This window comes from Stappia indica, assembly GCF_020177335.1.
GTDB classification, from domain to species: domain Bacteria; phylum Pseudomonadota; class Alphaproteobacteria; order Rhizobiales; family Stappiaceae; genus Stappia; species Stappia indica_B.
Window position 1 is genome coordinate 61617 of the sequence record NZ_JAIVMG010000014.1, and the last position, 26768, is coordinate 88384.

The following is a 26768-nucleotide window of genomic DNA, read 5'->3' on the forward strand; positions in this document are numbered from 1 at the left end:
CGACCTTCATTTCAGACACGCCCTGTCGCATTTCAAGGACCCTGCCCCGTGGTATCGCCCGCCTCTCCGCTCCAACGCCTGCCGTCCCTCACCTCGCTTCTGCTGGCAAGCACGGTCACCCTCGCCAGCGCCGTTCCAGCCATTGCCGAGGTGACGGTGGTCGCCTCGATCAAGCCGCTGCATTCGCTCGTTGCCGGCGTGATGGACGGTGTCGGCACCCCGGACCTGATCGTCGATGGCGCCGCCTCGCCGCATGTTCATGCGCTGAAGCCCTCCAAGGCACAGCAGTTGCAGGATGCCGATGTGGTGTTCTGGATCGGCCATGAGCTGGAGGCGTTTCTGGAAAAGCCGCTGGAAACCCTGCCGCGCGACAAGGCCGTGGTCGTCGAGCTGCTCGACAGCGACGGGCTGGTGCGCCACCCGATGCGCCAGGACGAGGCCTTCGAGGCGCATTCTCATGCCCATGCGGATGAGGAAGAACACGGCAACGACCATGATCACGACCATGGCCCGGAACATGATCACGACCATGGCCATGGCCACGCCCACGACGAACATGCTCATGCGGACGGCAAGCCGGCGCTCGATCCGCATGTCTGGCTCGACCCGGAAAACGCCAAGGTGTTCGTCGCCGCGATTGCCGCCACCCTCGCCAAGGCCGACCCGGACAACGCCCCCGCCTATGCGGCCAATGCCGAGGCGATGACCGGGCGTCTCGACGCGCTTCAGGCGGAACTTGGCAAGGAACTAGCCCCGGCGGCGGGCAAGCCCTTCGTCGTCTTCCATGATGCCTATCAGTATTTCGAAAAGCGCTTCGGCCTGACCGCAGCCGGCGCCATCACCCTCAGCCCGGAATCGGCGCCCGGCGCCGAGCGCGTGGCGGAAATCTCCGGCAAGATCCGTGCCCTCGACGCGGCCTGCATCTTCTCCGAACCGCAGTTCGAGCCCAAGCTGGTCGCTGTCGTCACCGAAGGCAGCAATGCCCGCACCGGCGTGCTCGACCCGCTCGGTGCCACCCTCGACAACGGCCCGGAGCTCTACCCGACCTTGCTGCGCAACATGGCCGGCGCGATCAGCGGCTGCCTGCTCGCCGGCGGCTGAGGCGGCCCGCACCCCGGACACCGAATGATCGACGGGCGGCCCTAGGGCCGCCCGTTCTTTTTTTGCCGGACAGGATCCGGTTCAGTTGTGATGACCGCTGAGACCGCCGGAAATCTCCTCGGTCTGCTCCGCGCTGAGCTCCTGCGGCAGGATCAGGTTGAGCACGATCGCCAACACCGCCGCCGGCAGCAGGCCGGTGGTCAACAGGATCTGCAGGGTGCGCGGCAGATGCTGCAAGGCCTCGGGCACCAGTTGCAGCCCCAGCCCGACCGACAGCGCCACAGCGAAGATCACCATGTTGCGCCGGTTCCAGTTGACATCGGCCAGCATGCTGATGCCCGCCGCCGCGACCATACCGAACATGACGATGACGCCGCCGCCGAGCACCTCGATCGGCACGGTGGAAATCAGCGCCCCGACCTTCGGCACCAACCCGCAGACGATCAGGAAGATCGCCCCGAAGGTCACCACATGCCGGCTCATCACCCCGGTCATGGCGATCAGCCCCACATTCTGGCTGAAGGAGGTGTTCGGGAGCCCGCCGAACACCCCGGCCACCGCCGTGCCGAGACCGTCCGCATAGGTCGCGCCGGCAATCTCCCGGTCACTCGCCTCGCGCCCGGCGCCGCCCTTGGTGATGCCGGAGACATCGCCCACGGTCTCGATTGCCGACACGACGCCCATCAGGCCGAAGCCGATCACCGCCGCCCAGTCGAAGGCGAGACCGAAATGCAGCGGGTTCGGCAGGGTGAACCAGGCCGCCCGGCCCACATTGGCGAAGCTGACCATGCCGAGCGCCATGGACAGGAGGTAGCCGACGATCAGCCCGATCAGCACCGCCGCCACCGACCACATGCCCCGGGTGAAGAACTTCAGCCCGAGGGTGACGGCAACAACGACAAGGGCGACGAACCAGTTCTGGGCGCTGCCGAACTCCGGCTTGCCCATGGCCGGCACACCGCCGGCCGCATATTGAATGCCGACCTTGACCAGCGCCAGACCGATCATCAGCACCACCAGCCCGGTGACCAGCGGCGGCAGGGCGAAGCGGATCTTTCCGATCACCGTGCCGAGCGTGGCGTGAAACAGCCCGCCAATGATGATGCCGCCCATCAGCGCCGCCATCGCATCGACGCCCTTGCCCGCGACCAGCGGGATCATGATCGGCAGGAAGGCGAAGCTGGTGCCCTGCACCACCGGCAGCCGGGCGCCGATCGGCCCGGCGCCGATGGTCTGGAACAAGGTGGCGATGCCGGCAAACAACAGCGACATCTGGATCATGTAGATGAGATCGAACACCCCGGCGGTGCCGAAGCCGAACCCGGCGGCGCCGGCGACGATGATCGCCGGGGTGATGTTGCTGACGAACATGGCCAGCACATGCTGGATGCCGAGCGGCACCGCCGTGGCAAGCGGCGGCGTGTAGTCGGGATCCCGCAACTGGGCGGGTGTCCCTATCGAACTGTCGACGGCCATCTCTTTCTGTCTCCTTCTGGAAGGTGCGTGGCGGTTCCGCCTTGTTGTTTTTTCGTTCCAAGCAAATCCGGTGCCGGCTTTTTGTTCGCGTCCTCCGCGCGATGCCGGTCACCGGAAACTCTCAATCGGGCAGCAGGCTCAGTCGGCCAGCGTGCCGAACAGGCGCAGCCGGCTGACGCCCCCGTCGGGGTAGATGTTGAGCCGCACATGGGTCACCGGCCCGGTGGAGGCCACCGCCTCCGGACCGATCGCATGCTCCGCATCGGCGGCCAGCGGCGTGCGGGCGATCAGCTCCGGCCAGAACATCGACGAGGTCACCACCGCGTCGCGCAAATCGCCGCCGAGCGCCCCGAGATCGGCCCCTTGCAGGGAAAAGCTCTCCGGGAAATTGCCCTTGAAATGCGCGGTATCGACCAACGCCCGGCCAATGGTGCCGCGCGCGCCCAGCGCAACGATGATCCAGTCATTGCCCGGCTCGCGCCGGCGCCGGGTCTCCCAGCCATCGCCCATGTTGATCCCGCGCCCGGGCACCAGCAGCCGGTGATAGGAGCCGTAATGGGCGTTGGAAAAGGCGACGATCCGCCCGCCGCTGAGCGCCGAGGCCAGATCGATCTCCCCGCCACCGACCGCATCGCGGTCGAGCTCCGGCCGGCCATAGACCCTGAAACGCGCCACCCCGCCATCGGGATGGATATGCAGGCGGACATGGCTCCACAGCGCATCGGAGCCGCAGGCGAAGAAATGCTGTGCCGATGGCCCGAGCGGCGACATGGCCACCAGCTCCGTCCAGACCGTCGCCGCATCCGGCTCGCCCGAAACATGGCACGCCTCGATGCGGCAGGCGGGCGGGTAATTGCCTGTAAAATGGGCGGTATCCACATCGAAGCCCGAAATTCGACCAGCCACCGCCAGCCGCACCACCGCGTGATCGTGCCCCGGACCGCGCCGCCGGCGCGATTCCCAGCCATCCATCCACTTGCCGTTGTCATCGAACTTGTCGGCGATGAACACCGCCTCGGTATCGGCGAGCATGCGATCGGCGGCGGCGAAGAAATCGTCGGTCACGGAGACAACCCGCGCGCCGAGCCCGGCGGAGGCGAGATTGACATCGGTCCGGGTGAAGGCCGGACGGTTGTCGGAGGAAGAAACGCTCATGAAGGCTCCTTGGCGAAAGCGATGAAAACGACACAGGGCCGGCAGCCGGCCGGCGGAAAACGAAACGCGCCGAAACTTCAGTCCGGCAGCATGTCCTGAAGGCGAAAGAGGGCGATCCGCTCCACCTGCTGGCAGGCGGTGCGGAATTCTCGTGCCCGGTCATGGCCGATCCGCGCCTCGAAACTGGCGAGGATCTCATCCTTGCTGCGGCCCTTCACCGCCAGGATGAAGGGAAAGCCGAAGCGGGCCGTGTAGGCGGTATTGAGCTCCTGGAAGCGGGCACGCTCTTCGTCGGTCAGCGCATCGAGCCCGGCGCCGGCCTGCTCGCGGGCGGAGTCCTCCGTCAGCCGCCGGGCCGCCGCCAGCTTGCCGGCAAGATCCGGATGGGCGGTAAGGACCCCGAGCCGTTCCGCCTCGCTGGCACTGCGGAAGATCCGGCAAAGCGCATTGTGCAGCCCGGTCGCCGTATCATGGGCCGGGCCAAGCTCCAGGTCGAAGGCCCGCTCGGCGATCCAGGGCGAATGCTCGAACACCCCGCCGAACCGCGCGACGAACCCGGCCCGCGCCAGACGCGACGGCCGCCCCTCCAGTGGGCGCGGCGGATGGTGCCGCGCCCAATGCTCGGCGATGTCGATCCGCCGGGCGAACCAGACCCGCTCCTGCGCGGCGGCATAGTCGAGAAACCGGGCAAGGGCGGCGGCCCGGCCCGGCCGGCCGGCGAGCCGGCAATGCAGGCCGATGGACAGCATCTTCGGCGCGCCCGCCACGCCCTCGGCGTGCAGCATGTCGAAACTGTCCTTCAGATAGGCGAAGAACTGATCGCCGGAGTTGAAGCCTTGTGCGGTGGCGAAGCGCATGTCGTTGGCATCGAGCGTGTAGGGCACGATCAATTGCTGCCGCCCGTCGTGGTCGCGCCAGTAGGGCAGGTCATCCGCATAGGTGTCTGCCACATAGTCGAACAGGCCGGTTTCCGTCGCCAGATCGACCGTGTTGACCGAACAGCGCCCGGTGTACCAGCCGCGCGGGGCCGCACCGGTCACCTCCTCATGCAAGCGCACGGCGGCGCGCATGTCCGCCAGTTCCGCCTCGCGGTCATGGTCCTTGTATTCGATCCATTTCAGCCCGTGCGAGGCGATCTCCCAATCGGCCGCCTGCATCGCCGCCACCTGGGCAGGCGAGCGGGCGAGCGCCGTCGCCACTCCGTAGACGGTGATCGGAATCTTGCGCTGGGTCAGGATCCGGTGCAGCCGCCAGAAGCCGGCGCGGGCGCCGTATTCGTAGATGGATTCCATGTTCCAGTGACGCTGGCCCGGCCAGGAGGCGGCGCCGACGATCTCCGACAGGAACGCTTCGGAGCCCGCATCGCCGTGCAGGATGGCGTTCTCCCCGCCCTCCTCGTAGTTGACGACGATCTGCACGGCGATCGCCGCATTGCCCGGCCAGCCCGCTCCCGGCGGAGTGGCCCCATACCCTTGCATGTCACGGCAATAGCGCGGCGGAACGTCAGATGCGGTCACCGTTCGGTCTCCCTTCGATCATGAGGACAGAATACGAACCGATAGATAAGGCCGCGCTTCGCCATGTCTCATGCCACGCCGGCCCCATGTATCGGTCCGCCCCTTCATATTGGTAATGCAGAACAATCACCCTCTCTTTCAAAATTTTCTTGAAAGAGATATGCGCCGTCCGGTTGTTTGCCGGCATGGCTTCACCCGGGATAGTGCCGCCCCGCAGTTCAAAACGTAAAGGGCTTCCATGACCCGGACAGCGAATCCCCCGGCAGATCCGGCAACCGCCAAACCGGCCAGCGTCACCACCCATGTGCTCGACACCGCGCGCGGGGTGCCCGCCGAAGGGCTTGTCATCGAGGTGTTCCGGCTCGGCACGGATGGCACACGGCTGCCGCTCGCCCGCCGGGTGACCAATGCGGACGGGCGCACCGATGCGCCGGTGGTGGCGCCGGAGCAGATGGCGGCGGGCAGCTATGAACTGGTGTTTCATGCCGGGGCGTATCTTGCCGCCGCCGAACTCGTCCCGGCAGGCACCCTGCCCTTTCTGGATGCCGTGCCGATCCGCTTTGGCATCAGCGATCCCGCCCGGCACCATCACGTGCCGCTGCTGCTCTCGCCCTTCGGCTATTCCACCTATCGCGGCAGCTAGGGTCCAGACTCTAACTTGCCGCTTGTGCCCCCGGAGGCGCGTCCGCATCGGCCAGCAGCGCTTCCAGTTCCTGCCGGCAGCGCGCGGTGACGAAATCGATGAACAGGCGGATCTTCGGATCCTGATAGCGCTTGTGCGGGTAAAGGCAGGCAAGGCGCACCGGCGGCGGCGGCGTCTGCTCGCACACCGTCACCAGCGCGCCAGAACGCAAATGCCCGGCGACCTCGAACAGCGGCTTGTTGACGATGCCGCAGCCCGCCAGCGCCCAATCGGTCAGCACATCGCCATCGTCAGATTCGAACGGCCCGGACACCTCGAAGGTCTTGCCCCCCTCGGCGGTCGACAGCCGCCATTGAAACTCGCTGGCCCCGGGGAAGCGCAGCAGCAGGCAGTGATGCTCATCGGCAATCAGATCCTCGCCGCGCGCGGGATGCCCATGGGCGGCGAGATAGGCGGGCGCGGCGCACAGCACCCGCTCGCAATCGAGCACGGGGCGCATCCGCAAGGTGGAATCCTCCGGCGAGCCGAGCACGAAGGCCATGTCCAGCCCCTCGCCCATCACATCGAGCTTGCGGTCCGACAAGCGCAGCCGCACATCGACCATCGGATAAGCCGCCTTGAATTCCGGGATCAGCGGCGCGATCAGCCGCCGGCCGATGCCCAGCGGCGCGGCGGCGAAGATCGACCCGCGCGGCGCCCGCGCCACATCCGCCACCGCCGCTTCCGCCTCGGCGATGGTGTCGAGGATCTTCACCGCGCCCTTGTAGAAGATCGCCCCATGCTCGGTCGGCTGCAGCTTACGCGTGGTGCGGTTGAACAGGCGCACCCCGAGCCGCTTTTCCAATTCGCCGATGCGGCTCGACACCACCGCCGGCGACACCCGCTGGTCGCGGGCGGCGGCGGACATGCTGCCCAGCTCGACAACCCGCACGAACACCTTGAGATTGTTCACATAGGACATGACAACCCCGTACCATCTTCAAGAAATTTTTGATAGTGCTGGGGAACGCACCGCATTTTTTGCAAATCCTCCCCGTGCCACCCTTGCCGGCATGGGCTGCGTCGCCGGGGCGAACGTGAAATGATCCCCTGTGCATGGGGCTCGCGGCCGGACACATCGGGGCGGCCGAACGCATCAGGGCGGAGAGAACGGACAAGATGATCGACATGGCATTGGCTTGGGACTGGCTTTCCTTCGCGCTGCGCTGGCTGCACGTGATCACGGCCATCGCCTGGATCGGCTCGTCCTTCTATTTCATCGCTCTCGACCTTGGCCTGCGCAAGGCGCCGGACCTGCCGGAAGGCGCTCATGGCGAGGAATGGCAGGTGCATGGCGGCGGCTTCTATCACATCCGCAAATACCTGGTCGCGCCGGCGGAAATGCCCGAGCACCTGACCTGGTTCAAATGGGAGAGCTACGCCACCTGGCTGTCCGGCTTCGCGCTGATGGCTGTGGTCTACTATGCCGGCGCCGATCTTTATCTGATCGACGCCAATGTGCTGGAGATGTCGCAGCCGGTGGCGATCGCCGTCTCGCTCGCCTCCATCGCGCTGGGCTGGATCGTCTACGATCTCCTGTGCAAGTCGCCCGCCGGAAAGAGCACCACCGGGCTGATGCTCCTGCTCTATGGCGTGCTGGTGGCGATGGCCTGGGGCTACACCCAGATCTTCACCGGCCGCGCCGCCTTCCTGCATCTGGGCGTCTTCACCGCGACAATCATGTCGGCCAATGTCTTCATGATCATCATCCCCAACCAGAAGAAGGTGGTGGCCGCGCTGATCGCCGGAAAGACGCCCGATCCGGCCCTTGGCGCCCAGGCCAAGCAGCGCTCGCTGCACAACAACTACCTGACCCTGCCGGTCATTTTCCTGATGCTGTCCAACCATTACCCGCTGGCCTTCGCCGTTCAGTACAACTGGCTGATCGCCTCGCTGGTGTTCCTGATGGGCGTCACCATCCGCCATTTCTTCAATACCCGGCACGCGCGAAAAGGTTCGCCCTGGTGGACCTGGGCAGCAACCGCGGCCCTGTTCGCCGCCATCGTCTGGCTGTCCGCCCTGCCGCAGCCGATGGCCGGCGAGCCTGAGGACAGCGCCCGGCTGACGCCGCAGCAAAGCCGCTTCGTGACCCAGGCCCGGTTCGACGCGGTGCGCGACACCGTGCTCGGCCGCTGCTCCATGTGCCACGCCCGCGAGCCGGTGTGGGAGGGCATGATCGTGCCGCCGAAGGGGGTGGTGCTGGAGACCGATGCGGACATCGCCGCCCATGCCCGCCAGATCTACCTGCAGGCGGCCCGCAGCCGCGCCATGCCGCCGGCCAACCTGACCTACCTGGAAGACAGCGAACGGCGCCTGCTCGCCGCCTGGTACGAAGACGCGACCCGCTAAGCACGACCCGCGCGCCCTTCGCCTGCCTTACTCACTGCGCTGAAAACCACTCTCTCACCGCCCGGCGCCAACGCGCCCGGCGGCGCTTGCGCGTGGGCACGTCAGTCCGCGCCGGCCCGGTGACGGTTGCACCAATATTGCGCAGCAGCCTTACCAAGGTGGATTCTCGCGACAAAACGTATTAACAAGTCCATCCATCCCGCCTTGGCGCGCCATGCGCCCCTCCGATGCGTTGCCGCATTCGGACAAGACAGAAAATTCGCGCAACAAGAACGACGCCGACTTTTTGTCGCCGGCGCGCGAATAATGACAAGGAGACGACAGACCGATGCCGATTCTCACAGAAGCGGAAGAAATCTCGGATATTGCTTTTGGATACATGGCCTCAAAGGCATTATTCGCAGCGCTTCACTTCGGCATCTTCACGCATCTGTCCCAGGCTCCGGCAAGGGTCGAGGATCTGGCCGCGAAGATCGGCGTTCCGGCGGAGCGGTGCCGCACCTTGCTGACCGCGCTTGCCGCCCTGGGCCTGATCGAACGGGACGGCGGGGCGTACCGCAACTCACCCGCCGCCGAACGCTTTCTGGTGAAGGGCGCGAAATACGACTTCAGCGACTACTTGCGCCTCCAGGTCCATCAGCAGATGTATCCGCTGATGGATCAGATCGAACCGGCGCTGGCCGGCGAGCTGCCGGAGGAGGCGACCGCCTCCTACGCGGAGTGGTTTTCCGACCCCGAAGAGGCGCGGCTTTATTCCGAAAGCCAGCATGCCGGATCGCTCGGCCCGGCTCTCGGCCTTGCCCGCCGGGTCGACCTGTCCGGCGCGCGCAAGCTGCTCGATGTGGGTGGCGGCACCGGCGCCTTCGCCATCACCCTGTGCGAGGCCTTCCCCGAGCTCTCCGCCACCATCGTCGACTTCCCCAATGTGGCGACGCTCGGCCGCACCTTCATCGACAAGGCGGGGCTGTCGGACCGCATCGCCTATCGCGAAGGCAATGCGCTGGAAACCGACTGGCCGGAGGCGCAGGACGCGATCCTGATGTCCTATCTGCTCTCCGGCGTGCCGGATCACACCCATGTGGGGCTGATCGAACGCGCCCTCCGGCATCTGGCGCCCGGCGGCCTTCTGATGGTGCATGACTTCATCGTCGACAGCGACCGCGCCGGGCCGAAGAACACCGCGCTGTGGCAGCTGCAGCACACCGCCTTCACCCCCGAGGCCCGCTCGCTCGCCGACGACTGGCTGGAAACACAGTTGAAAGCCGCCGGCTTTGAAAATGTTAGCGTCGAGCCGCTGATCCCCGGCATGACCAAGCTTGCCGTTGGAACCCGCCCGGCCTGAGGCCGCGCGCCTCAACGGTCACGCTGGTCGAGCAGCCAGTCGCGCACCCGCAGAGCGGGCGGTGCCAGCGCCCGCCCGCGCGGCCAGATGAGCTGGAACGTCTGGTCCGTCTCCAGCACATGCCCACCGACCGGCAGCAGCAGACCGGCCCCTACCAGCCGGTCGGTCAGATGCTGCCAGCCAAGCGCGATGCCCTGCCCTTCCATCACCGCCTGCACCACCAGCACATAGTCGTTGATCACCAGACCGCTGGCGCGCGGCGGGCGCGGCAGGCCGACACTGGCGAACCAGTCGCCCCAGTCGGTGCAGGGGCGGTAGGGCTCCTCCAGATGGATCAGCCGCTGGGACGCCACCTCCGCCGGGGTTCGCGGCCGGCCGAACCGCGCCACATAGGCGGGGCTTGCCACCGCCGCGATCCGCTCCGGCGCCAGCACCTCGGCCTCATAGGCCGCGAAGCCGCCGGCCGGGCCGGAGCGCACCCCGAGCGGAATGTTTTCCGCCGCCAGATCGAAATCCCGATCGCCGGTCTGGATGCGCAAATCGATATCCGGCAGGTCCTCGCGCAATTGCGCCAGACGCGGCAACATCCAGAAACTGGCGAAGGCGGTGGAGGCGAACAGCGTCACATGCCGGTCGCTGCCCAGCGCCCGCAGCTCCTCCGCCGACTTGCGGATATGGCCAAGGCCCAGCATCACATCCGCATGGAACCGGGCGCCCGCCTCGGTCAGCTCCACCTGCCGGTGCCGGCGGTGAAACAGCCGCACCGCCAGACTGTCCTCCAGACCTTTGACCGCGAGACTGACCGCCGCCTGGCTGAGCCCCAGCTCCGCCGCCGCCCGGGTAAAGCTGCCGAGCCGGCCGGCCGCCTCGAAGGCGATCAGCGCGCGGGCCGAGGGCAGCAGATGGCGCAGGCTTTCCATAAGGGAAGCTTATCCGTTCGATGAGAATTTGCCAGCGTCACGGCGCTTGTCGCCCAAGCTAACCTGATGCGAGCGGCAAGAACTCCGGAAAAATCGAAAACGCCGCGGCGGAGGAGAGCATGACCGAAGCCCGACTGGAGACGCCCCCCCACGAAACCCACGGCTCCCGCGACCGCCGGCGGGGCGGCAGCGCCCGCGAGCGGCGGAAGGCCCAGCGGCAGGCAGCCGCCGGCACCGCCGCCCCGGCCTATATCACCCGCGCCCTGCCCCCTTACGACATTCTCGGCGAAGAGGGGCTGGCCCGCATCGAACAGGCCGCCGACCGCATCCTCGCCGAGGTTGGCATCGAGTTTCGCGGCGATCCGGTGGCGCTGGAGCTGTTCCGCCGCGCCGGGGCAGAGGTGCAGGACCTGCGCTGCCGCTTCGAGCCGGGCATGCTGCGCGAGATCCTGAAGAGCGCGCCGTCGGAGTTCACCCAGCTTGCCCGCAACCCGGCGCGGTCGGTGCGCATAGGCGGGAACAGCGCGGTGTTCGCCCCCGCCTATGGCTCGCCCTTCGTGATGGACCTCGACAAGGGCCGGCGCTACGGCACGCTGGAGGATTTTCAGAACTTCGTGAAACTGGCCTATATGGCGCCCTGGCTGCACCATTCCGGCGGCACGGTGTGCGAGCCTACCGACGTGCCGGTCAACAAGCGCCATCTCGACATGGTCCATGCCCATATCCGCTACTCCGACAAGCCGTTCCTCGGCTCGGTCACCGCGCCGGAGCGGGCGGAAGAGTCCATCGAGATGGCCCGCATCCTGTTCGGCCCGGAAGTGGTCGAGCGCCATTGCGTGATCATGGGCAATGTCAACGTCAACTCGCCGCTGGTCTGGGACGGCATGATGACCGGCGCCATCCGCGCCTATGCGGCGGCCAACCAGGGCTCGGTGATCGTGCCCTTCATCCTCGGCGGCGCCATGGGACCGGTGACCACCGCCGGCGCCATCGCCCAGTCGCTGGCCGAAACCATGGTCGGCTGCGCCCTTGCCCAACTGGTTCGGCCCGGCGCGCCGGTGATCTTCGGCAACTTCCTCTCCTCCATGGCGCTGCGCTCCGGCTCGCCTACGTTCGGCACGCCGGAGCCGGCGGCCGGATCGCTGGTGGTCGGCCAGCTGGCCCGCCGGCTCGGGTTGCCGCTGCGCTGCGCCGGCTCCTTCACCACCTCCAAGCTGCCGGATGCCCAGGCCATGCAGGAAAGCGTCACCTCGATGCTCTCGGCGGTGCATTGCGGCGCCAATTTCCTGCTCCATTCCGCCGGGTTTCTCGATGGCCTCCTGTCCATGAGCTACGAGAAATTCATGCTCGACGTCGATGTCTGCGGCGCCCTGCACAGCTACCTCGCCGGGGTCGCGGTGGATGACAACGCGCTGGCGCTCGATGCCTTCGCCGAAGTGGGGCCGGGCAATCACTTCTTCGGCTGCGCCCACACCCTAGCCAACTACGAGACCTGCTTCTGGGACAGCCAGCTTGCCGACAACGACCCGTTTGAAACCTGGGCCGAGAACGGCGGGCTTGATGCGGCGGCCCGAGCCAATGCACGATGGAAGGCAATGCTGGCCGCCTACGAGCCGCCGCCCCTCGATCCTGGCATCGATGAGGGCTTGCGCGACTTCATCGCCCGCAAGAAGGCCTCGATGGAGGATGCCTGGTACTGATCAGAGGACTGATCCGATGGACGAGGAGGGAGGGGAGGCCCGCCGATGACATCAAATCCCGCGCCGCCGGACACCATGAACGCCGCGCAGGTCGCCGGCGATCCGCTGCTCCAGCCCTACCGGCTGAAGCACCTGACCTTGCGCAACCGCATCATGTCGACGGCTCATGAGCCCGCCTATGCGGAAGACGGCCTGCCGAAGGAACGCTACCGGCTCTATCACGCGGAAAAGGCCAAGGGCGGCATTGCCCTGACGATGACCGCCGGCTCGGCCATCGTCTCGCCGGACAGCCCCGCCGCCTTCGGCAATCTCCACGCCTACCGGGACGAGATCGTGCCCTGGCTGCGGGAGCTCACCGACGCCTGCCATGAGCATGGCGCGGCGGTGATGATCCAGATCACCCATCTGGGCCGGCGCACCAACTGGAACAAGGCCGACTGGCTGCCGGTGCTGGCCCCCTCGCCGCTGCGCGAACCGGCCCATCGCGCCTTCCCCAAGGAGGCGGAGGATTGGGATCTCGACCGCATCACCGCCGATTATGCCGATGCGGCCGAGCGGATGCAGGCCGCCGGCCTCGACGGCATCGAGATCGAGGCCTATGGCCATCTGCTCGACGGCTTCTGGTCGCCCGCCACCAACCAGCGCACGGACGAGCACGGCGGCAGCCTCGACAACCGGCTGCGTTTCACCCGCCGGGTGCTGGCGGCGATCCGTGACCGGGTCGGCAGCGACTTCATCGTCGGCATTCGCATGGTCGCCGACGAGGATTGGAACAAGGGGCTGAGCCGCACTGAGGGCATCGACATCGCCCGGCGGCTGGTCGGCGATGGCGCCATCGACTTTCTCAACGTCATTCGCGGCCATATCGACACCGACGCCGCTCTGGCGAAGGTGATCCCGATCCAGGGCATGGCCGCCGCGCCCCATCTCGACTTCGCCGGCGAGGTGCGCGCCGCGACCCGCTTCCCGGTGTTCCACGCCGCCCGCATCAACGATGTCGCCACCGCCCGCCACGCCATCGCCGAAGGCCGGCTCGACATGGTCGGCATGACCCGCGCCCACCTCGCCGATCCGCATATCGCCCGCAAGATCGCGGAAGGGCGGGAAGCGGACATCCGCCCTTGCGTCGGCGCCACCTATTGCCTCGACCGGATCTACGAAGGTCACGAAGCCCTGTGCATCCACAACGCGGCCACCGGACGCGAGGCGACCATGCCGCATGCGATCCGCCGCAGTGAACGCGCGCAGCGCCGTGTCGTGGTGGTCGGCGCCGGGCCGGCCGGGCTGGAGGCGGCCCGGGTGGCGGCGGAGCGCGGCCATGAGGTCACCGTGCTGGAAGCCGCGCCCCATGCCGGTGGCCAGGTCCGGCTGGCGGCGCAAACACCGCGCCGGCGCGAGCTGATCGGCATCGTCGACTGGCGCATGGATCAATGCGACGCCGCCGGGGTCCGCTTCCGGTTCAACACCCTGGCCGAGGCGGAGGACGTACTGGCGCTCGCCCCGGACATGGTGTTCATCGCCACCGGCGGCCTGCCAAACACGGACGTGCTTGAGGCGGGCGGCGATCTCGTCGTCTCTTCCTGGGATCTGCTTTCCGGCGATGTGCGCCCGGGCGCCAGCGTCCTCGTCTTCGACGACAACGGCGGCCACCCCGGCATGCAGGCGGCGGAACTGGCCGCGCGTGCCGGATCGCGGGTTGAAATCGTCACGCCGGAGCGCTTTTTCGCACCTGAAATGGGCGGGCTCAACCATGTGCCCTATGCGGCGCTGTTTCAGGAAACCGACACCCGCATCACCATCAACACCCGCCTCGTGGCGGTGGCGCGGCGCGGCAACGGGCTGGTGGCAACGCTCGGATCCGACTACGGGCCGCAGCGAACGGAACGCTCAGTGGATCAGGTGGTTGTCGAACACGGCACGCTGCCGCTCAGCGATCTCTACTTCGCCCTGAAGCCGCTTGCCCGCAACCGGGGCGAGATTGATTGGCGCGCGGTCATCAACGGCGGCAATCCGTTCCCGGACCGCAATCCCGAGGGGACCTTTCAGCTTGCCCGGATCGGCGATGCGGTCGCCGCGCGCAACGTCCATGCGGCCATCTACGAGGCGTTGCGCCTGGCCAAGGATCTATGAGGCGGCGGCGCTTCTGCCGCGCGCGCCTCGGGCGACAGATGCAACTGTGCAACACTCCGCCGATTTCGGTTTTCCTGTTAAGGCATTCCCCGCCGGTTCGGCGTATAACCCATGACAAGTAGATACCGACGCCTTTTCCGGAGTGGATTGACCACCATGCGCATCGCCAAGCTCCTCGCCGCAAGTCTTTTGTCCGCAACGTTTTTGTCCGCCGGCCCGGGCCTTGCCCAGGATGGAATGAGCGCGCCGGACGATCTGCCGCTGCCGCAGAAGCAATATGTGGTCGACCTCGGCGTCGGCGCCATGGTCCAGCCGAAGTATGAAGGCGCGGACAAGATGCTGGTCTATCCGCTGCCGATCGTCTCGGTCGGCCGCTTCTACGTGCCGGGCCTTGGTCAGGTCGCGGAGGGCGGGGCCGTCAAGCGGGGTGTCTTCTTCTTCCCCTCCTTCAACTTCATCGGCGAACGCAAGGCGTCCGACAGCACAAGGCTGACCGGCACCAACAAGATCGACTGGGCGCTGGAACTCGGTGCCGGCGCGGGCTTCCGCTACGACTGGTTCCGCGCCTTCGTGGAGCTGCGCCAGGGCATCAATGGCCACACCGGACAGGTGGGCCAGATCGGCGCCGATGTGGTGTTCAACCCGATGGAGCGGCTGCAGCTCAGCTTCGGCCCGCGCGCCGACTTTGCCAGCGGCAACTACATGGACACCTATTTCGGTGTGACGACGGCGGAAGCGGCGGCCTCCGGCGGCGCGCTCACCGCCTATAACCCGAGCGGCGGCTTCAAGTCCCTCGGCCTTGTCGGCCGCGCCAGCTACGCGGTCACCGACACCACCGCCCTGCATCTGCAGGCGGGTTGGGACCGGTTCATCGGCGATGCCAAGAACAGCCCGATCGTCAAGGCGGGCAATGAAGACCAGTTCACCGTCGGCGTCGGCGTCACCTACCGCTTCGCCTTCGATCTGTTCGACTGATGCGGACGGGGCGCCCCGCCCCGCCGAACCGCATGTCGAACTGCAAGGACGGCCGAAACCGGCCGTCCCGGGAATGACCGTCCGCCAATAGGCGTTCTCAGTCTTCCGCTTCCTGTGAGCGGCAGGTCTTCAGCGAGAAACCGTCCGGCAGCCGGGTGGTGCTATCGCCGCAGGCACCGATCAGCCGCGCGGCCTGAAGCCCGCGCGAGTGGCGCAAGTCAGCCCCCACCAGACGGGTTCGCCGGAACAGGGCGCCTTCCAGATTGGCCCCGCTCAAATCCGCGCCTGTCAGGTCGGCACTGGAAAAATGCGCGCCGCTGAGATCCGCATCGCGAAACACCGCGCCGCGCGCCTTGACCCGGTCAAGGTCGCCGTATTTGAGCCGGACGCCGGTCAGGTCCGCATTCGTCAGCCAGGTGCGCTCCAGCACGACCCCATCCATCTTCGCGCCGCGAAACACCGCCCCGACGGCCGAAGCGCGCACCATGTTGGCAAGACGCAGATCCGCGTCGACGAAGCTTGCCTTCTCCAGATCGGTCTCGCCGAGATCCGCGTTGCGCAAATCCGCATCGTAGAACCGGGCGCCGGTCAGCTTCGCCTTTTCCAGATCGACCGCCCGCATGGCGGCGCCCTCAAGTTGCGCTCCGGAGAGATCGGCCCGTTCCGCCTCGGTCCGGCGAAGGTCGGCACCGCGCAGATCCGCCCCAACCAGCGACACGCCCTTCATATCCGCCTCGCGAAAGACGGCGCCGCGCAACCTGGCGTTTTTGACATCAAGGCCGCGCAGTTCGCCCAGCTTGAAGTTGCATCGCTCGCACGCACCGGTCCGCTTCAACTGCTCCAGAGGCGTTTCCGCCACGGCGCCGCCGACCGGAAGGACCAGAAGCAGGCTCAGCGCTGCGGCGCATCTGGCGCGTGTGCTGGCGATCATGTCGCATCTCCATCATCCAAATTCGTCACTCCATAGGATTTAGGCTTTTCGGCAGCAAAATGTAAGAGAACAGACCGACTTGCCGCGCGTCGGCCGGCATTTTCCCCCGTGAGGGGACTCAGCCCCGCTGGCGTGTTAAAATTACCGATAATCGTCTGGATTGCTGACTTCCACGTGCGGCCTAAGGGGGGAACACGATGAAGTGCATGTCCTTGATTCGCAGGTGTGCGGTGATCGCCGCCCTGCTTTTTGCCGCGCCCCTGCCGGCGGCGACCGATGCCTTGGCGGCGCAACTGGTCGCCCGCATCGACCTGTCCGAACAACGCATGCGGGTCTACGTCAATGGCCGGCGCTACAGCTCCTGGCCGGTCTCCACCGCCCGGCGCGGCTACCGCACCCCGGTCGGCACCTTCCGCCCGGGGCGCATGCATCGGCGCTACTATTCAAAGAAATACCATGGTTCGCCGATGCCGCATTCGGTGTTCTTTTATGGCGGCTATGCCATTCACGGAACCAATGCGATCCGCCAGCTCGGCCGGCCCGCGTCCCATGGCTGCATCCGCCTGCACCCACAAAATGCCCGCGAACTGTTTTCGCTGATCAAGCGAACCGGCAAGCGCAACGCGCGCATCGTGATCACCCGGTAACCTTTCCGAACGATCGGGTCACTTGAGTACTTTTCCCGGGGGAACGGCTCGGATAGGCTGCGGCAAATTCGGATGCACCATGAGGCATCCGGCAAGATGGGCGGGACGAAGGAAAACAGCGGGGTCGCATTTGCCGTTTTCCCTCGTCCGCCGATCGCTGACGACGCACTACCTGACTATCAGCGCGCCAAAGATGGAGCAAAACCCTTGCCAAATCGTTGGCGCGCTGAATTTCCCAGATCTGGGTCGTCGCCAATCCCTCAAAACAATATGTTGATTTCATTAACCTTTTGACAAGGACCACTGCATCGCATCCCGCCTTGCAAACTGCCTGAACCGGTTAGCGAAAGGTAAACAGCGCCTCACCCTACCCGACGGGGCGCATCCGCGATCCGCTCAAAGAAACTCCGCGCGCAGATCGATGCTGGAGCGTTCGCCCACCGCCGCGAAATTCTCCTCGGCCCAGGTCTCCGCCGCGCCGCGCCCCAGATCCCTGAGATGGGTGAGGAACGGCCATTCCGCGTTGACCTTGGAGGAGGATTGCAACGGCTTCAGCCCTTCCGCCACGATCCGGTGGATGCGCACCTTCTGATAGTCCTTGCGGTCGAGCTTGCCGTCCTCGATCAGCCGGCCGACGAACTCCACCGCCCGCATTTCGCGCAAGAGCGTGGAGTTGAAGGTGATCTCGTTCAGCCGGTTGAGGATCTCCCGCGCCGTGCGCGGCGTTTCCTTGCGCTCCAGCGGGTTGATCTGCACCAGCACCGTATCTTCGGTTCCGGTGGTGCCGAACAGCGGAAACAGCGGCGGATTGCCCATGTAGCCGCCATCCCAATAGGGCACGCCGTCGATTTCCACCGCCTGGAACATATGCGGCAGGCAGGCGGACGCCATCACCGCGTCCAGGGTGATCTCCGGCCCTGAGAACACGCGGATCTTGCCCGTATGCACATTGGTCGCGGCGAGAAACACCTTGAGATGATCGCAGGCGCGCACCAGCTCGAAATCGACGGTCTCCTCCACCACCTCGCGCAAGGGATTGATGTTGAGCGGATTGAACTCGTACGGCGAGGAAAACCGCGAGGCGAGATCGAAGGCGAGATAGCTCGGCGACAGATCGAGGCTCCACTGGCCCATGATCACATCAAGCGGCGTGCGCTTGATCGGACTGAGCCAGGCGCGATTGCTGACCGCCTTCCAGAACCGATGCAGCGCGTCGCGCGCCCCCGCCTGGCCGCCCTCATGCAGGCCGGCGGCCAGCACGACCGCGTTCATCGCCCCGGCCGAGGTTCCGCTCAGGCCCTTCAAGGTGAAGAGTTCGCTCTCCAGGAGCCAGTCGAGCACGCCCCAGGTGAAGGCGCCGTGGGCGCCTCCCCCTTGCAGGGCGAGATTGATCGGCTTGGCCTTCACGGTCATCGTCTCGTCTCCCGCCCCGGTACGGCGCGCTTATTGCGCCGTCCAGCCACCATCGAGCTGCATCATCGTACCGGTGATGCAGGAGGCCGCATCGCCGGTGAGATACAGCGCCATCGCCGCCACCTGCTCGACGGTGACGAATTCCTTGGTCGGCTGGGCCGCGAGCAAGACGTCGCGCTTGACCTCTTCCTCGGTCAGCCCACGCGCCTTCATCGTGTCCGGGATCTGCCGCTCCACCAGCGGCGTCCAGACGTAGCCCGGGCAGATGGCATTGACCGTCACCCCATGCTGCGCCACTTCCAGCGCCACCGTCTTGGTCAGGCCGGCGATGCCATGCTTGGCCGCCACATAGGCGCTCTTGAACGGCGAGGCGACCAGCGCATGGGCGGAGGCGGTGTTGATGATCCGGCCCCAGCCCTTTTCCCTCATGCCCGGCACGGCGGCGCGGATGGTGTGGAAGGCAGAGGAGAGGTTGATCGCCAGAATCGCGTCCCATTTCTCCACCGGGAACTCATCCACCGGCGAGACATGCTGGATACCGGCGTTGTTGACCAGAATATCCACCGTGCCAAAGGTCTTGGCCGCATCCGCCATCATCCCGGCGATCTCGTCCGGCCGGGTCATGTCGGCACCGGAATACTGGCAGGAAACGCCGAATTCGCTCTCGATGCCGGACCGCTCCGCCTCGATCGCGGCGGCATCGCCGAACCCGTTGATGACGACATTGGCGCCCACGCGGGCGAAGGTGCGGGCCATGGCAAGACCGATCCCCGAAGTGGAGCCGGTGACAAGGGCGGTTTTATTGGACAGCATCAAGGCGGTTCTCCCGATCACACCGACCGGCGAACGCCCGCCGGCCTGTTTCGCTCATACAACATGAGATCGCATTGCACCGCAACATCAGCCCTCCGGCGGCGCACCCCGCGCTCAGACCGGGGGCTGGGCCTGCTGCGCGGCATTCGCCTGCCGCTCCCGCAGGAGGAAATAGGCACGGGTCAGGAGAGTTACATAGACAACCGATCCGACGTGCAAGATGGCAAATACAAGAAATAAAAATAAAATTCCGAAAGGTGAATATAAACCATTCACCGCGATAAATCTCAAAGAAAACAATATTGCTATTTTCATAGACAAAAATAACGGAGCCGCCAAAACAAAAATAGAAAATCGAGCCCCCTCACTTAACTTTACTGCTTGAGATATAGTTAAATTCCGCCCCAAAGAAATAGCAGGAACAACAAGCGACGAAGGAGCATGAGACGTCAGAAAAAAATATAAGAAGATAAATACATAAAAAAAATAATCAAGATTATCCGGAAGCAAGAAAAGAAAAAGAGAGTTACCATCATTTAACAAATATCTGTAATAAAATATATTAAAAAAATGAGAACAAAATCTCGCGACAGTAAACGCAATACTAAAACTTCCCAATGTAATAAATGAATATTTGATAAATAAACGAATATATCTCGAATTTAAATTTAAATTAATCCAAAAGACATCTTCATTCAACTGAATGGCACGAATCCACGTCACCGCCCCCGAGGTCAACCCGATCATCAATATGATCATGGGAGGAATATGAAGCAGTTGAAACGACGAAGCGATATCAAGGTAATCGTCAGGCTCTATTCCCGTGATTAGAAATGTCATGGCACTCAGAACCGTCCAGGCGCCACAAACCTTCACAACGAGGATGGGGTTTGAAGATACGACTCTGAGCGTTTCGGTAAGAAGCTGCCTGGTGGTTGCAAACATGCCCTACTGAACCTCGATGTTTCGTACAGGGGGCTTCAGAAGCCGGGAACCGCCTTAGTCCTCCGGCGCCACGCTCAGACTGGGGGCTGCCCCTGCTGCGCGGCATTCGCCTGCCGCTCCCGCAGGATGTAATAGCCGCCGGTCAGAACGCTGATCTGCAGCGCGGTCGTCACGATCTGCAGGACAAGCGAAAGGATCACCGTGGCGAACGCGGCCATCAACTGACCGCCCGCCGGCGTCAGATAGTCGAGCACTGCCGAGACCGCACCGACGATCAAGCCCAGCCCGATCGCCGCCAGCGCCATCGGAAAACCAAGGCCTTCGCTGTCGCGGAAGGCCTCGCCGATCGACAGCTTCTCGTCGAAAGCGGCGGCCGGAAGGATCAGGCTCAACCGCATGAGAAAAGGCAGGAAAAACGCCAGGAACACAAAGCCGGATAGAATAGCGAGCATCCTCCCGCCCATACCCGCCAGCAACCCCGCCAAGGTCACCGCGATAACTGCCGGAACGATAGCGATCACGCCAACCAGAAGCATCTTCAGAAGGTAGGTTACCTCCCGCGCCCCGACCTTCAGATGGAAGCTGCGGGGCGCCTCCTCCAGCAACAGGCACCGGTGCCAGGCGACCGCAATGGAACTGCTGGAGACAAAGAAAAGAGCAACGGCAACGAAGGTGAAGACGATATCCCGAGGACCGACGGCCCCCGTCCCGACCATGTCGCCAGGAAAAACAATTGCGGAAAGCTGGACCGTAAGAAGGAGCGCATACCAGGCCCAGCATATCTTGATCAGGCTGTCGAAATTCGAAAACAGCGCCTTGAACGCGCCGACGAACAGCCGGCTGGTGGTGGTGACGAACATGAAGCCCCCGGGACCCTGACAGATGCATTGCGATACGTGAAGCGCCTGCAGGAAACCCGCTCGGCACAACCCATGCAAGGTATTTTCCGCAAAAAAGCTGTAAAATCTACCGCTTCCGCCGGCGGCCGATATCGCGCACCGCCGCCACCGCCCGGGTCGCCTGAGCCCGCTGGCGCTCGCCGCGCAGCCGCGCCGCCCGCTCCACCTCCGCCTGTTGCAGCCCGACCTGCCGCGCCACCCGCTCGCGCACCAGCCCATAGACGGTGACATGCAGGCTGGAGAGCAACCAGGTCACGATCACCATCCCCCCCATCGGCAGAAGCGCGGAGCGCACTTGTGCGAGCGGCCCGCTGCCGCCGGGTGCCAGCGCCGCATCGAACAGCCACAGCAGCAGCGCCCAGATACCGGCCGCGGCGCCGACAATCGCCAGAACCGCAATCGCGGCAATTGTCAGCGCCCAGCTGAGGCCCGCCGTCAGCCGCCAAGACTCGCGCAAGGTCAGCGGATCATCCAGCGCCGCCGCCGGCAACACCAACGAGAAACGCTGCACCAGCATGATCGACAGCGGCAGACACGCGATCATCAGCGCCGCGCCGACGGGCGGGGCGATCAGCGTCGTAAACGCGGCGCCGAAGAACAACGCCATCAGGATCCCGGTGCCGAGCAGGCCAAGCAGCAACAGCTCCCAGGCCACCCGCACATGGCGCAGACCGAAGGCGAGGAAAAACTCGCGCCGCCCCGTGACGATCCGGCGCACATAGGCAATGGCGATGGAAAACCCCGCCAGCAGATTGGCAAGAACGGCCAGCCCCCGCAGCGCCTTGGCCCGATCGGCATCATCGATGCTGCCGCCGGCGGCAAAAGGCTCCATCATGTAGGAGCCGGTCTGGAAGCCGGTATCCGGGGTCATCGCCACGCTGAGCGCCAGGTTCACCGCCAGCAGCAGCAACATATAGGCCCAGCCGGCGGCAAAGAACGTGCCCAGCCGGCTGCGGGCAAGTTTCAGACTGCGACTGACAACGATCAAAAGCATGAGGCACCCTCTCCCCGTTCAGATGCGGTCTGCGACCCGCGAGGTCAAGCTGCATCTCATCTGGAAGATGCAGACCCGGCCGCGCGCCCTCACGGTCTCCCGTCGACCGGCTATGCGCCGCCCCTTGCGCGCAGGCCCCGTGCGTCCTATTCAATCTGCGGGATTGCGAGCGCCCCGCGTCCCCGCCGGGCGCGACCAGACAAACGCGGATCGGCGTCATGCACAGCGAACAGACAAGTTTCGGGCCGGCGGCGCGCCGGATCTCCGTCCCCGTCCGGGTCGGCTCCGTCACCATCGGCGGCGGCGCACCGGTTGCCGTCCAGTCGATGACCAACACCGACACCGCCGATATCGACGGCACGGTCGCCCAGGTCTCCGCCCTTGCCCGCGCCGGCTCGGAGCTGGTGCGCATCACCGTCGACCGCGACGAGGCGGCGGCGGCGGTGCCGAAGATCCGCGAGCGGCTGGAACGGATCGGCTGCTTCGTGCCACTGGTCGGCGATTTCCACTACATCGGCCACAAGCTCCTCGCCGATCACCCGGCCTGCGCCGAGGCGCTGGCCAAATACCGCATCAACCCGGGCAATGTCGGCTTTCGCGACAAGCGCGACCGGCAGTATTCGGAAATCATCGACATCGCCCTGCGCCACGACAAGCCGGTGCGCATCGGCGTCAACTGGGGCTCGCTCGATCAGGAACTGTTGACCCATCTGATGGACGAGAACGCGGGGCTCGCCAAGCCGGCGCCGGCCAATGCGGTGATGCGCGAGGCGATCATTCAGTCCGGCCTCCTGTCCGCCGCCCGCGCCGAGGAGCTGGGCATGGGCCGGGACAAGATCATCCTCTCCGCCAAGGTCAGTCAGGTGCAGGACCTGATTGCCGTCTACGCCGATCTCGCCGCCCGCTGCGACTACGCCCTGCATCTCGGGCTCACCGAGGCGGGCATGGGCACCAAAGGCATCGTCGCCTCCGCTGCCTCCATGGGCATCCTGCTGCAACAGGGCATCGGCGATACCATCCGCGTGTCGCTGACCCCGGAGCCGGGCGGCGACCGCACCCGCGAGGTGCAGGTGGCGCAGGAGCTGCTGCAGGTGATGGGCTTCCGCGCCTTCGTTCCGGTGGTTGCCGCCTGCCCGGGCTGCGGCCGCACCACCTCCACCGTGTTTCAGGAGTTGGCCCGCGACATCCAGGACAACATCCGCGTGTCGATGCCGGTCTGGCGCGAGAAATACCCCGGCGTCGAGGCGCTCAATGTCGCGGTGATGGGCTGCATCGTCAACGGGCCGGGCGAGAGCAAATTCGCCGATATCGGCATTTCCCTGCCCGGCACCGGCGAGACCCCGGCGGCGCCGGTGTTCATTGACGGCAAGAAGGTCGCCACCTTGCGCGGCGAGAACATCGCCGAGGAGTTCAAGGCGATGGTCGACAGCTATATCGAAAACCGGTTCGGCTCCAGCTCCCGGTCCGCCGCCGAATGAGCGCGCCAATGACGCCCGGCGCCCCCCGGCCGGAGATCCTCGTCGTCAACTCCCAGGTGGTGCGCGGCGCCGTTGGCGGCCGGGTTGCCGTCTTCGCGCTGGAGCGCCTGGGCTTCAAGGTCTGGTTCCTGCCGACCGTGCTCTTGCCCTGGCATCCCGGACAGGGGCGCGGTGCCCGCCATGTGGCCTCCGACGAGACCTTCGCCGCGCTGGTGGAGGATCTTCTGGGGGCCGACACGCTGGCCAACATCGGCGCCGTCGTCTCCGGCTACCTCGGCGCGCCGAGCCAGGCGCACGGCCTTGCCCGTCTCGTCGACAAGATCAAGCAGGTCAATCCGGACGCCTTCTACCTGTGCGATCCGGTCTGCGGCGATCACAACGGCCTCTACCTGCCGGAAGAAACGGCAACTGCCATCCGCGACGACCTGTTGCCGCGCGCCGATGTCGCCACCCCCAATCTGTTCGAGCTGAAGTGGATGAGCGGCCTTGCCGCCGACACGGAACAGGCAGCGATCGCCGCCGCCCGATCGCTGGCACCAAGACGCGTCCTCGTCACCTCCGCGCCCGCCCTCAGGCGCAATGCGGTCAGTAACCTCCTGGTGACCGCCAAGGGGGCGATTGCCGCCGAACACGGCATCGTTCCCGATGCGCCCAATGGCACGGGCGATCTGATGTCGGCGCTGTTCGCCGCTCATCTTCTCGATGGCCTGGATGATGAAACCGCCCTGAAGCGGGCCGCCGGCACCACCTTCGAGATGGTGGCGCGCAGTGTCCGGCAGGGCGCACGCGACCTCTTGATCGCCAGCGAACAGGCCTCGCTCGTCGGGCCGATGGCGATGGTCTCCTGCCGGCGCATCCTCGACCTGCCGATCCGCGCCTGAGACCCGGTGCGGACCTGCCGCGTGAGCCTTGCCGCGCTATTGCGGCTTGGCGGCCGGCAGCGGTGCGACCCCGCCGGCCGAAGTGGCTGGGGAGGCAGCGGTCGCCGCCGCCTCATCCCCGCCGGAAAACAGCCGGCTGAAGAAACCGCCGGAGGATTTTCGCTGAGCCGGCTCCGGCGCGAAAGCCGTGGCGGTGGGCTCGCTCGATGCTGTGGTTGTCGCCGTGGCTGCGGGTACTGACGCAGTCACAACACCGGTCGCCGGATCGGCGGGCGCTTTCTCCGCATCCGCATCCTGAGCCGCGCCGCCACCGAAAATGGCGGCGATCTGCGCCTTGCGCTCTTCCGACCGCTTGCGGCTGGCGACGATCTGCTCCACCTGGTCCCGGTCTTTCTTCTGCTTGACCGCAACCGCCTGCTCGACCGGATCAGGCACATCGTAGGCCGGACATTTGGCGGTGGCGCGGAAGGGCACGCCCTCCACCAGCGGCACCGCGTCGAAGACATAGCCCTTGTCGCAGACATCGACCTTCGGCGGCCGCTTGGTCACCTCGAAATGATCGGAGCCACGCTTCAGCATCCGCCAGAAGTCGATATGCGGACTGTCCTGATGCTCGGCCATGTTCTTCGCGGTCATGCGGAAGGGGAGCGCCTGCACCTGGAAGGAGCGCTGACCGCCCTTGAAGCTTTCGCGCGCCAGCGCGTAGATGTCCTGAACCTGCGCATCGGTCATGGCATAGCAGCCGCGCGAAGAGCAGGCACCATGCACCATCAGATGCGACCCGGTGCGATTGTGCGAGCGGTCGAACTTGTTCGGGTAGCCCATGTTGAACGCCAGATGGTAGCTGGAGTTCGGGTTCATCAGCGAAGGAGTGATTTCGTAAAAGCCTTCCGGCGCCTGCCGGTCGCCTTCCTTGAACTTCGGCCCGAGCTTGCCCGACCACTTGCAGATCTCGAAGCTCTCCAGCAGCGCATAGCGCCCGGATTTGGTCTGCTTCCATACCTCCAGCTCGGAATCTTCCTTGAAGATCCGCAGCATGATCGGGCTCTTGCTGTCCATGCCGAGGCGGGTGATCTTGCTCTTCAACTCGTCGCTGATCGGCCTGAGGTGCTTGGGGCCATAGCCCAGCTCATCCGCCTGACATGCCCCGAGAACGCCGACCAGCGCCAGCGCGGCCACCGTCTTCACCTGCCGTGACCCGAACCGGGCAAATTCCTGAGACATGTCGTCAATCCACCCTCAGCGCGCCGCCATACGGCGGTTTCCAGACAAGGATTTATACCAAACCGGAGCCTAGCGGGAACCGGTTTACCTACGGTTAACCCATGCTGGCGGCACGAAACCGGCCAGCACCACGACCCCAGCGGGTACTTGCTGACTCAGAATTCCGGCAATTTGGCGGCAGAAAAACGACCGGCGTGACGGCGCTACAGCGTGCGGCCGATCTCCAGGAACTTCGCGCGGCGCTGTGCCCGGATCTCCTCGGCGCTCATGCCGTCGAACCGCGCCAGCGCCGCCTCGATGGCCGTCCCCGCCCGATCGACGACGATCTCCTTGGCCCGATGGGCACCGCCGAGCGGCTCCTCGATGATCTCGTCGATCACCCGCAGACCGATCAGATCCTGCGCGGTGATCTTCATGTTGGTCGCCGCGTCCTGCGCCCGGGCGCTGTCCCGCCACAGGATCGAGGCACCGGCCTCGGGAGAAATCACGCTGTAGATGGAATGTTCGAGCATCGCCACATGGTTGGCGGTGGCAATGGCAATCGCTCCGCCCGAGCCACCCTCGCCGATGATCAGCGCCACGCTGGCGGTGGACAGCCCGAGGCCGGCATCGGTCGAGCGGGCAATCGCCTCGGCCTGACCACGCTCTTCCGCGCCGATGCCCGGATAGGCGCCCGCGGTATCGACCAGCGACACGACCGGCAGCGAGAACCGCTCCGCCATGTCCATGATCCGCACCGCCTTGCGATAGCCTTCCGGCCGGGCCATGCCGAAGTTGCGCTTCAGCCGCGACTGGGTATCCGCGCCCTTTTCCTGCCCGAGAATGGCAACCGACCGGCCACGAAACCGGCCAATGCCGGCAATGATCGCCGCATCCTCGGCATAGCTGCGGTCGCCGGACAGCGGCGTGAAATCCTCGATCAGCCCGGAGATGTAATCCACCGCATGGGGCCGGTCCGGATGACGCGCGACCTGGGTCTTCTGCCAGGGCGTGAGCTTTGCATAAAGCTCCTTCAGCGTCTGCTCCGCCTTCTGTTCGAGGCGGGCGATTTCCTGGGAGACTTCCACCGTCTCACCGGTGCCGGCGACGGCCTTGAGTTCGTGCACCTTGCCCTGAAGGTCGGCGACGGGCTTTTCGAAGTCGAGGAAACTGAGCATGGAAAGACGATCTCGGCGCTATGCGGGGTCGGGATATGC

23 protein-coding genes are annotated in these 26768 nt (G+C 65.5%); 10 read left to right on the plus strand and 13 right to left on the minus strand.

Going from position 1 to position 26768, the window contains the following annotated elements; all coding sequences use genetic code 11:
• The first annotated feature begins 48 nt into the window (after nt 1–48).
• Nucleotides 49–1101 (plus strand): zinc ABC transporter substrate-binding protein, encoded by a 1053-nt coding sequence (locus tag LC062_RS17465; protein ID WP_224912305.1) that lies wholly within the window; start codon nt 49–51, stop codon nt 1099–1101.
• Between the two features lie 81 nt (nt 1102–1182).
• Here the strand turns inward: LC062_RS17465 and LC062_RS17470 are convergent, their stop codons facing one another.
• From LC062_RS17470 to puuE, 3 genes are all read right to left on the minus strand, one after another.
• Entirely contained in the window at nt 1183–2577 is a 1395-nt protein-coding gene (locus LC062_RS17470) for a uracil-xanthine permease family protein (RefSeq protein ID WP_224912306.1), read from the minus strand.
• 138 nt (nt 2578–2715) lie between these two features.
• Nucleotides 2716–3732 carry an allantoicase gene (alc, locus tag LC062_RS17475; RefSeq protein WP_224912307.1) on the minus strand — a complete coding sequence of 339 codons (1017 nt, stop codon included), beginning with the start codon at nt 3730–3732 and terminating at the stop codon, nt 2716–2718.
• 77 nt (nt 3733–3809) lie between these two features.
• Nucleotides 3810–5210: an allantoinase PuuE gene (puuE, locus tag LC062_RS17480; RefSeq protein WP_224912368.1), complete on the minus strand. Its 1401-nt coding sequence runs from the start codon at nt 5208–5210 to the stop codon at nt 3810–3812.
• 277 nt (nt 5211–5487) lie between these two features.
• Here puuE and uraH point away from each other — a divergent pair, with 277 nt between their 5' ends.
• Entirely contained in the window at nt 5488–5892 is a 405-nt protein-coding gene (gene uraH, locus LC062_RS17485) for a hydroxyisourate hydrolase (protein WP_224912308.1), read from the plus strand.
• A gap of 10 nt (nt 5893–5902) precedes the next feature.
• Here uraH and LC062_RS17490 read toward each other — a convergent pair whose 3' ends face one another.
• Nucleotides 5903–6853, minus strand: coding sequence for a LysR family transcriptional regulator (locus LC062_RS17490; RefSeq protein WP_224912309.1), 951 nt, complete (start codon nt 6851–6853; stop codon nt 5903–5905).
• A 197-nt stretch (nt 6854–7050) separates the two neighbouring features.
• On the opposite strand from LC062_RS17490, the gene LC062_RS17495 reads away from it, so the two are divergent.
• Both LC062_RS17495 and LC062_RS17500 read left to right on the plus strand, forming a co-directional pair.
• Entirely contained in the window at nt 7051–8280 is a 1230-nt protein-coding gene (locus LC062_RS17495) for a urate hydroxylase PuuD (RefSeq protein ID WP_224912310.1), read from the plus strand.
• A 328-nt stretch (nt 8281–8608) separates the two neighbouring features.
• On the plus strand, nt 8609–9622 hold the full coding sequence (locus LC062_RS17500; RefSeq protein WP_224912311.1) for an acetylserotonin O-methyltransferase: 1014 nt from the start codon (nt 8609–8611) through the stop codon (nt 9620–9622).
• A gap of 11 nt (nt 9623–9633) precedes the next feature.
• Here the strand turns inward: LC062_RS17500 and LC062_RS17505 are convergent, their stop codons facing one another.
• Complete coding sequence (locus tag LC062_RS17505) at nt 9634–10542, minus strand: LysR substrate-binding domain-containing protein (protein ID WP_224912312.1); 909 nt, start codon at nt 10540–10542, stop codon at nt 9634–9636.
• 119 nt (nt 10543–10661) lie between these two features.
• On the opposite strand from LC062_RS17505, the gene LC062_RS17510 reads away from it, so the two are divergent.
• The 3 genes from LC062_RS17510 to LC062_RS17520 all read left to right on the plus strand — a co-directional run bounded on the left by LC062_RS17510 (nt 10662) and on the right by LC062_RS17520 (nt 15347).
• Nucleotides 10662–12242: a trimethylamine methyltransferase family protein gene (locus LC062_RS17510; RefSeq protein WP_224912313.1), complete on the plus strand. Its 1581-nt coding sequence runs from the start codon at nt 10662–10664 to the stop codon at nt 12240–12242.
• Nucleotides 12243–12287: 45 nt separating this feature from the next.
• Nucleotides 12288–14372, plus strand: coding sequence for an NADH:flavin oxidoreductase (locus tag LC062_RS17515; protein WP_318246113.1), 2085 nt, complete (start codon nt 12288–12290; stop codon nt 14370–14372).
• Nucleotides 14373–14528: 156 nt separating this feature from the next.
• A complete protein-coding gene (locus tag LC062_RS17520; RefSeq protein WP_224912314.1) occupies nt 14529–15347 on the plus strand; it encodes a MipA/OmpV family protein in 819 nt (272 codons plus the stop codon).
• 97 nt (nt 15348–15444) lie between these two features.
• Here LC062_RS17520 and LC062_RS17525 read toward each other — a convergent pair whose 3' ends face one another.
• The gene (locus tag LC062_RS17525) at nt 15445–16278 is read right to left on the minus strand and encodes a pentapeptide repeat-containing protein (RefSeq protein WP_224912315.1); all 834 of its coding nucleotides are present in this window, start codon (nt 16276–16278) and stop codon (nt 15445–15447) included.
• A gap of 206 nt (nt 16279–16484) precedes the next feature.
• On the opposite strand from LC062_RS17525, the gene LC062_RS17530 reads away from it, so the two are divergent.
• Complete coding sequence (locus tag LC062_RS17530; RefSeq protein WP_224912316.1) at nt 16485–16925, plus strand: L,D-transpeptidase; 441 nt, start codon at nt 16485–16487, stop codon at nt 16923–16925.
• A 396-nt stretch (nt 16926–17321) separates the two neighbouring features.
• Here the strand turns inward: LC062_RS17530 and LC062_RS17535 are convergent, their stop codons facing one another.
• From LC062_RS17535 to LC062_RS17555, 5 genes are all read right to left on the minus strand, one after another.
• Complete coding sequence (locus LC062_RS17535; protein WP_224912317.1) at nt 17322–18338, minus strand: patatin-like phospholipase family protein; 1017 nt, start codon at nt 18336–18338, stop codon at nt 17322–17324.
• Between the two features lie 30 nt (nt 18339–18368).
• Nucleotides 18369–19151 carry a 3-hydroxybutyrate dehydrogenase gene (locus LC062_RS17540; protein WP_318246114.1) on the minus strand — a complete coding sequence of 261 codons (783 nt, stop codon included), beginning with the start codon at nt 19149–19151 and terminating at the stop codon, nt 18369–18371.
• 114 nt (nt 19152–19265) lie between these two features.
• Nucleotides 19266–20096, minus strand: coding sequence for a hypothetical protein (locus LC062_RS17545; RefSeq protein ID WP_224912319.1), 831 nt, complete (start codon nt 20094–20096; stop codon nt 19266–19268).
• Between the two features lie 74 nt (nt 20097–20170).
• Nucleotides 20171–20956 (minus strand): hypothetical protein, encoded by a 786-nt coding sequence (locus tag LC062_RS17550; protein ID WP_224912320.1) that lies wholly within the window; start codon nt 20954–20956, stop codon nt 20171–20173.
• Nucleotides 20957–21062: 106 nt separating this feature from the next.
• On the minus strand, nt 21063–21989 hold the full coding sequence (locus LC062_RS17555; RefSeq protein WP_224912321.1) for a 4-hydroxy-3-methylbut-2-en-1-yl diphosphate synthase: 927 nt from the start codon (nt 21987–21989) through the stop codon (nt 21063–21065).
• 218 nt (nt 21990–22207) lie between these two features.
• On the opposite strand from LC062_RS17555, the gene ispG reads away from it, so the two are divergent.
• Nucleotides 22208–23467, plus strand: a complete 1260-nt coding sequence (gene ispG, locus LC062_RS17560) for a flavodoxin-dependent (E)-4-hydroxy-3-methylbut-2-enyl-diphosphate synthase (RefSeq protein ID WP_224912322.1) — start codon at nt 22208–22210, stop codon at nt 23465–23467.
• A gap of 8 nt (nt 23468–23475) precedes the next feature.
• Nucleotides 23476–24348, plus strand: coding sequence for a pyridoxal kinase (gene pdxY / locus LC062_RS17565; RefSeq protein ID WP_224912323.1), 873 nt, complete (start codon nt 23476–23478; stop codon nt 24346–24348).
• Nucleotides 24349–24384: 36 nt separating this feature from the next.
• Here the strand turns inward: pdxY and LC062_RS17570 are convergent, their stop codons facing one another.
• Both LC062_RS17570 and LC062_RS17575 read right to left on the minus strand, forming a co-directional pair.
• Nucleotides 24385–25572, minus strand: a complete 1188-nt coding sequence (locus LC062_RS17570) for a L,D-transpeptidase family protein (RefSeq protein ID WP_224912324.1) — start codon at nt 25570–25572, stop codon at nt 24385–24387.
• Between the two features lie 203 nt (nt 25573–25775).
• A complete protein-coding gene (locus LC062_RS17575; protein WP_224912325.1) occupies nt 25776–26729 on the minus strand; it encodes an acetyl-CoA carboxylase carboxyltransferase subunit alpha in 954 nt (317 codons plus the stop codon).
• Nucleotides 26730–26768: the final 39 nt, after the last annotated feature.

Coding starts and splice junctions, on each gene's coding strand:
- LC062_RS17470 (WP_224912306.1), bottom strand. CDS start 2,577: ATGGCCGTCGACAGTTCGATAGGGACACCCGCCCAGTTGCGGGATCCC.
- alc (WP_224912307.1), bottom strand. CDS start 3,732: ATGAGCGTTTCTTCCTCCGACAACCGTCCGGCCTTCACCCGGACCGAT.
- puuE (WP_224912368.1), bottom strand. CDS start 5,210: ATGCAAGGGTATGGGGCCACTCCGCCGGGAGCGGGCTGGCCGGGCAAT.
- uraH (WP_224912308.1), top strand. CDS start 5,488: ATGACCCGGACAGCGAATCCCCCGGCAGATCCGGCAACCGCCAAACCG.
- LC062_RS17490 (WP_224912309.1), bottom strand. CDS start 6,853: ATGTCCTATGTGAACAATCTCAAGGTGTTCGTGCGGGTTGTCGAGCTG.
- LC062_RS17495 (WP_224912310.1), top strand. CDS start 7,051: ATGATCGACATGGCATTGGCTTGGGACTGGCTTTCCTTCGCGCTGCGC.
- LC062_RS17500 (WP_224912311.1), top strand. CDS start 8,609: ATGCCGATTCTCACAGAAGCGGAAGAAATCTCGGATATTGCTTTTGGA.
- LC062_RS17505 (WP_224912312.1), bottom strand. CDS start 10,542: ATGGAAAGCCTGCGCCATCTGCTGCCCTCGGCCCGCGCGCTGATCGCC.
- LC062_RS17510 (WP_224912313.1), top strand. CDS start 10,662: ATGACCGAAGCCCGACTGGAGACGCCCCCCCACGAAACCCACGGCTCC.
- LC062_RS17515 (WP_318246113.1), top strand. CDS start 12,288: ATGACATCAAATCCCGCGCCGCCGGACACCATGAACGCCGCGCAGGTC.
- LC062_RS17520 (WP_224912314.1), top strand. CDS start 14,529: ATGCGCATCGCCAAGCTCCTCGCCGCAAGTCTTTTGTCCGCAACGTTT.
- LC062_RS17525 (WP_224912315.1), bottom strand. CDS start 16,278: ATGATCGCCAGCACACGCGCCAGATGCGCCGCAGCGCTGAGCCTGCTT.
- LC062_RS17530 (WP_224912316.1), top strand. CDS start 16,485: ATGTCCTTGATTCGCAGGTGTGCGGTGATCGCCGCCCTGCTTTTTGCC.
- LC062_RS17535 (WP_224912317.1), bottom strand. CDS start 18,338: ATGACCGTGAAGGCCAAGCCGATCAATCTCGCCCTGCAAGGGGGAGGC.
- LC062_RS17540 (WP_318246114.1), bottom strand. CDS start 19,151: ATGCTGTCCAATAAAACCGCCCTTGTCACCGGCTCCACTTCGGGGATC.
- LC062_RS17545 (WP_224912319.1), bottom strand. CDS start 20,096: ATGTTTGCAACCACCAGGCAGCTTCTTACCGAAACGCTCAGAGTCGTA.
- LC062_RS17550 (WP_224912320.1), bottom strand. CDS start 20,956: ATGTTCGTCACCACCACCAGCCGGCTGTTCGTCGGCGCGTTCAAGGCG.
- LC062_RS17555 (WP_224912321.1), bottom strand. CDS start 21,989: ATGCTTTTGATCGTTGTCAGTCGCAGTCTGAAACTTGCCCGCAGCCGG.
- ispG (WP_224912322.1), top strand. CDS start 22,208: ATGCACAGCGAACAGACAAGTTTCGGGCCGGCGGCGCGCCGGATCTCC.
- pdxY (WP_224912323.1), top strand. CDS start 23,476: ATGACGCCCGGCGCCCCCCGGCCGGAGATCCTCGTCGTCAACTCCCAG.
- LC062_RS17570 (WP_224912324.1), bottom strand. CDS start 25,572: ATGTCTCAGGAATTTGCCCGGTTCGGGTCACGGCAGGTGAAGACGGTG.
- LC062_RS17575 (WP_224912325.1), bottom strand. CDS start 26,729: ATGCTCAGTTTCCTCGACTTCGAAAAGCCCGTCGCCGACCTTCAGGGC.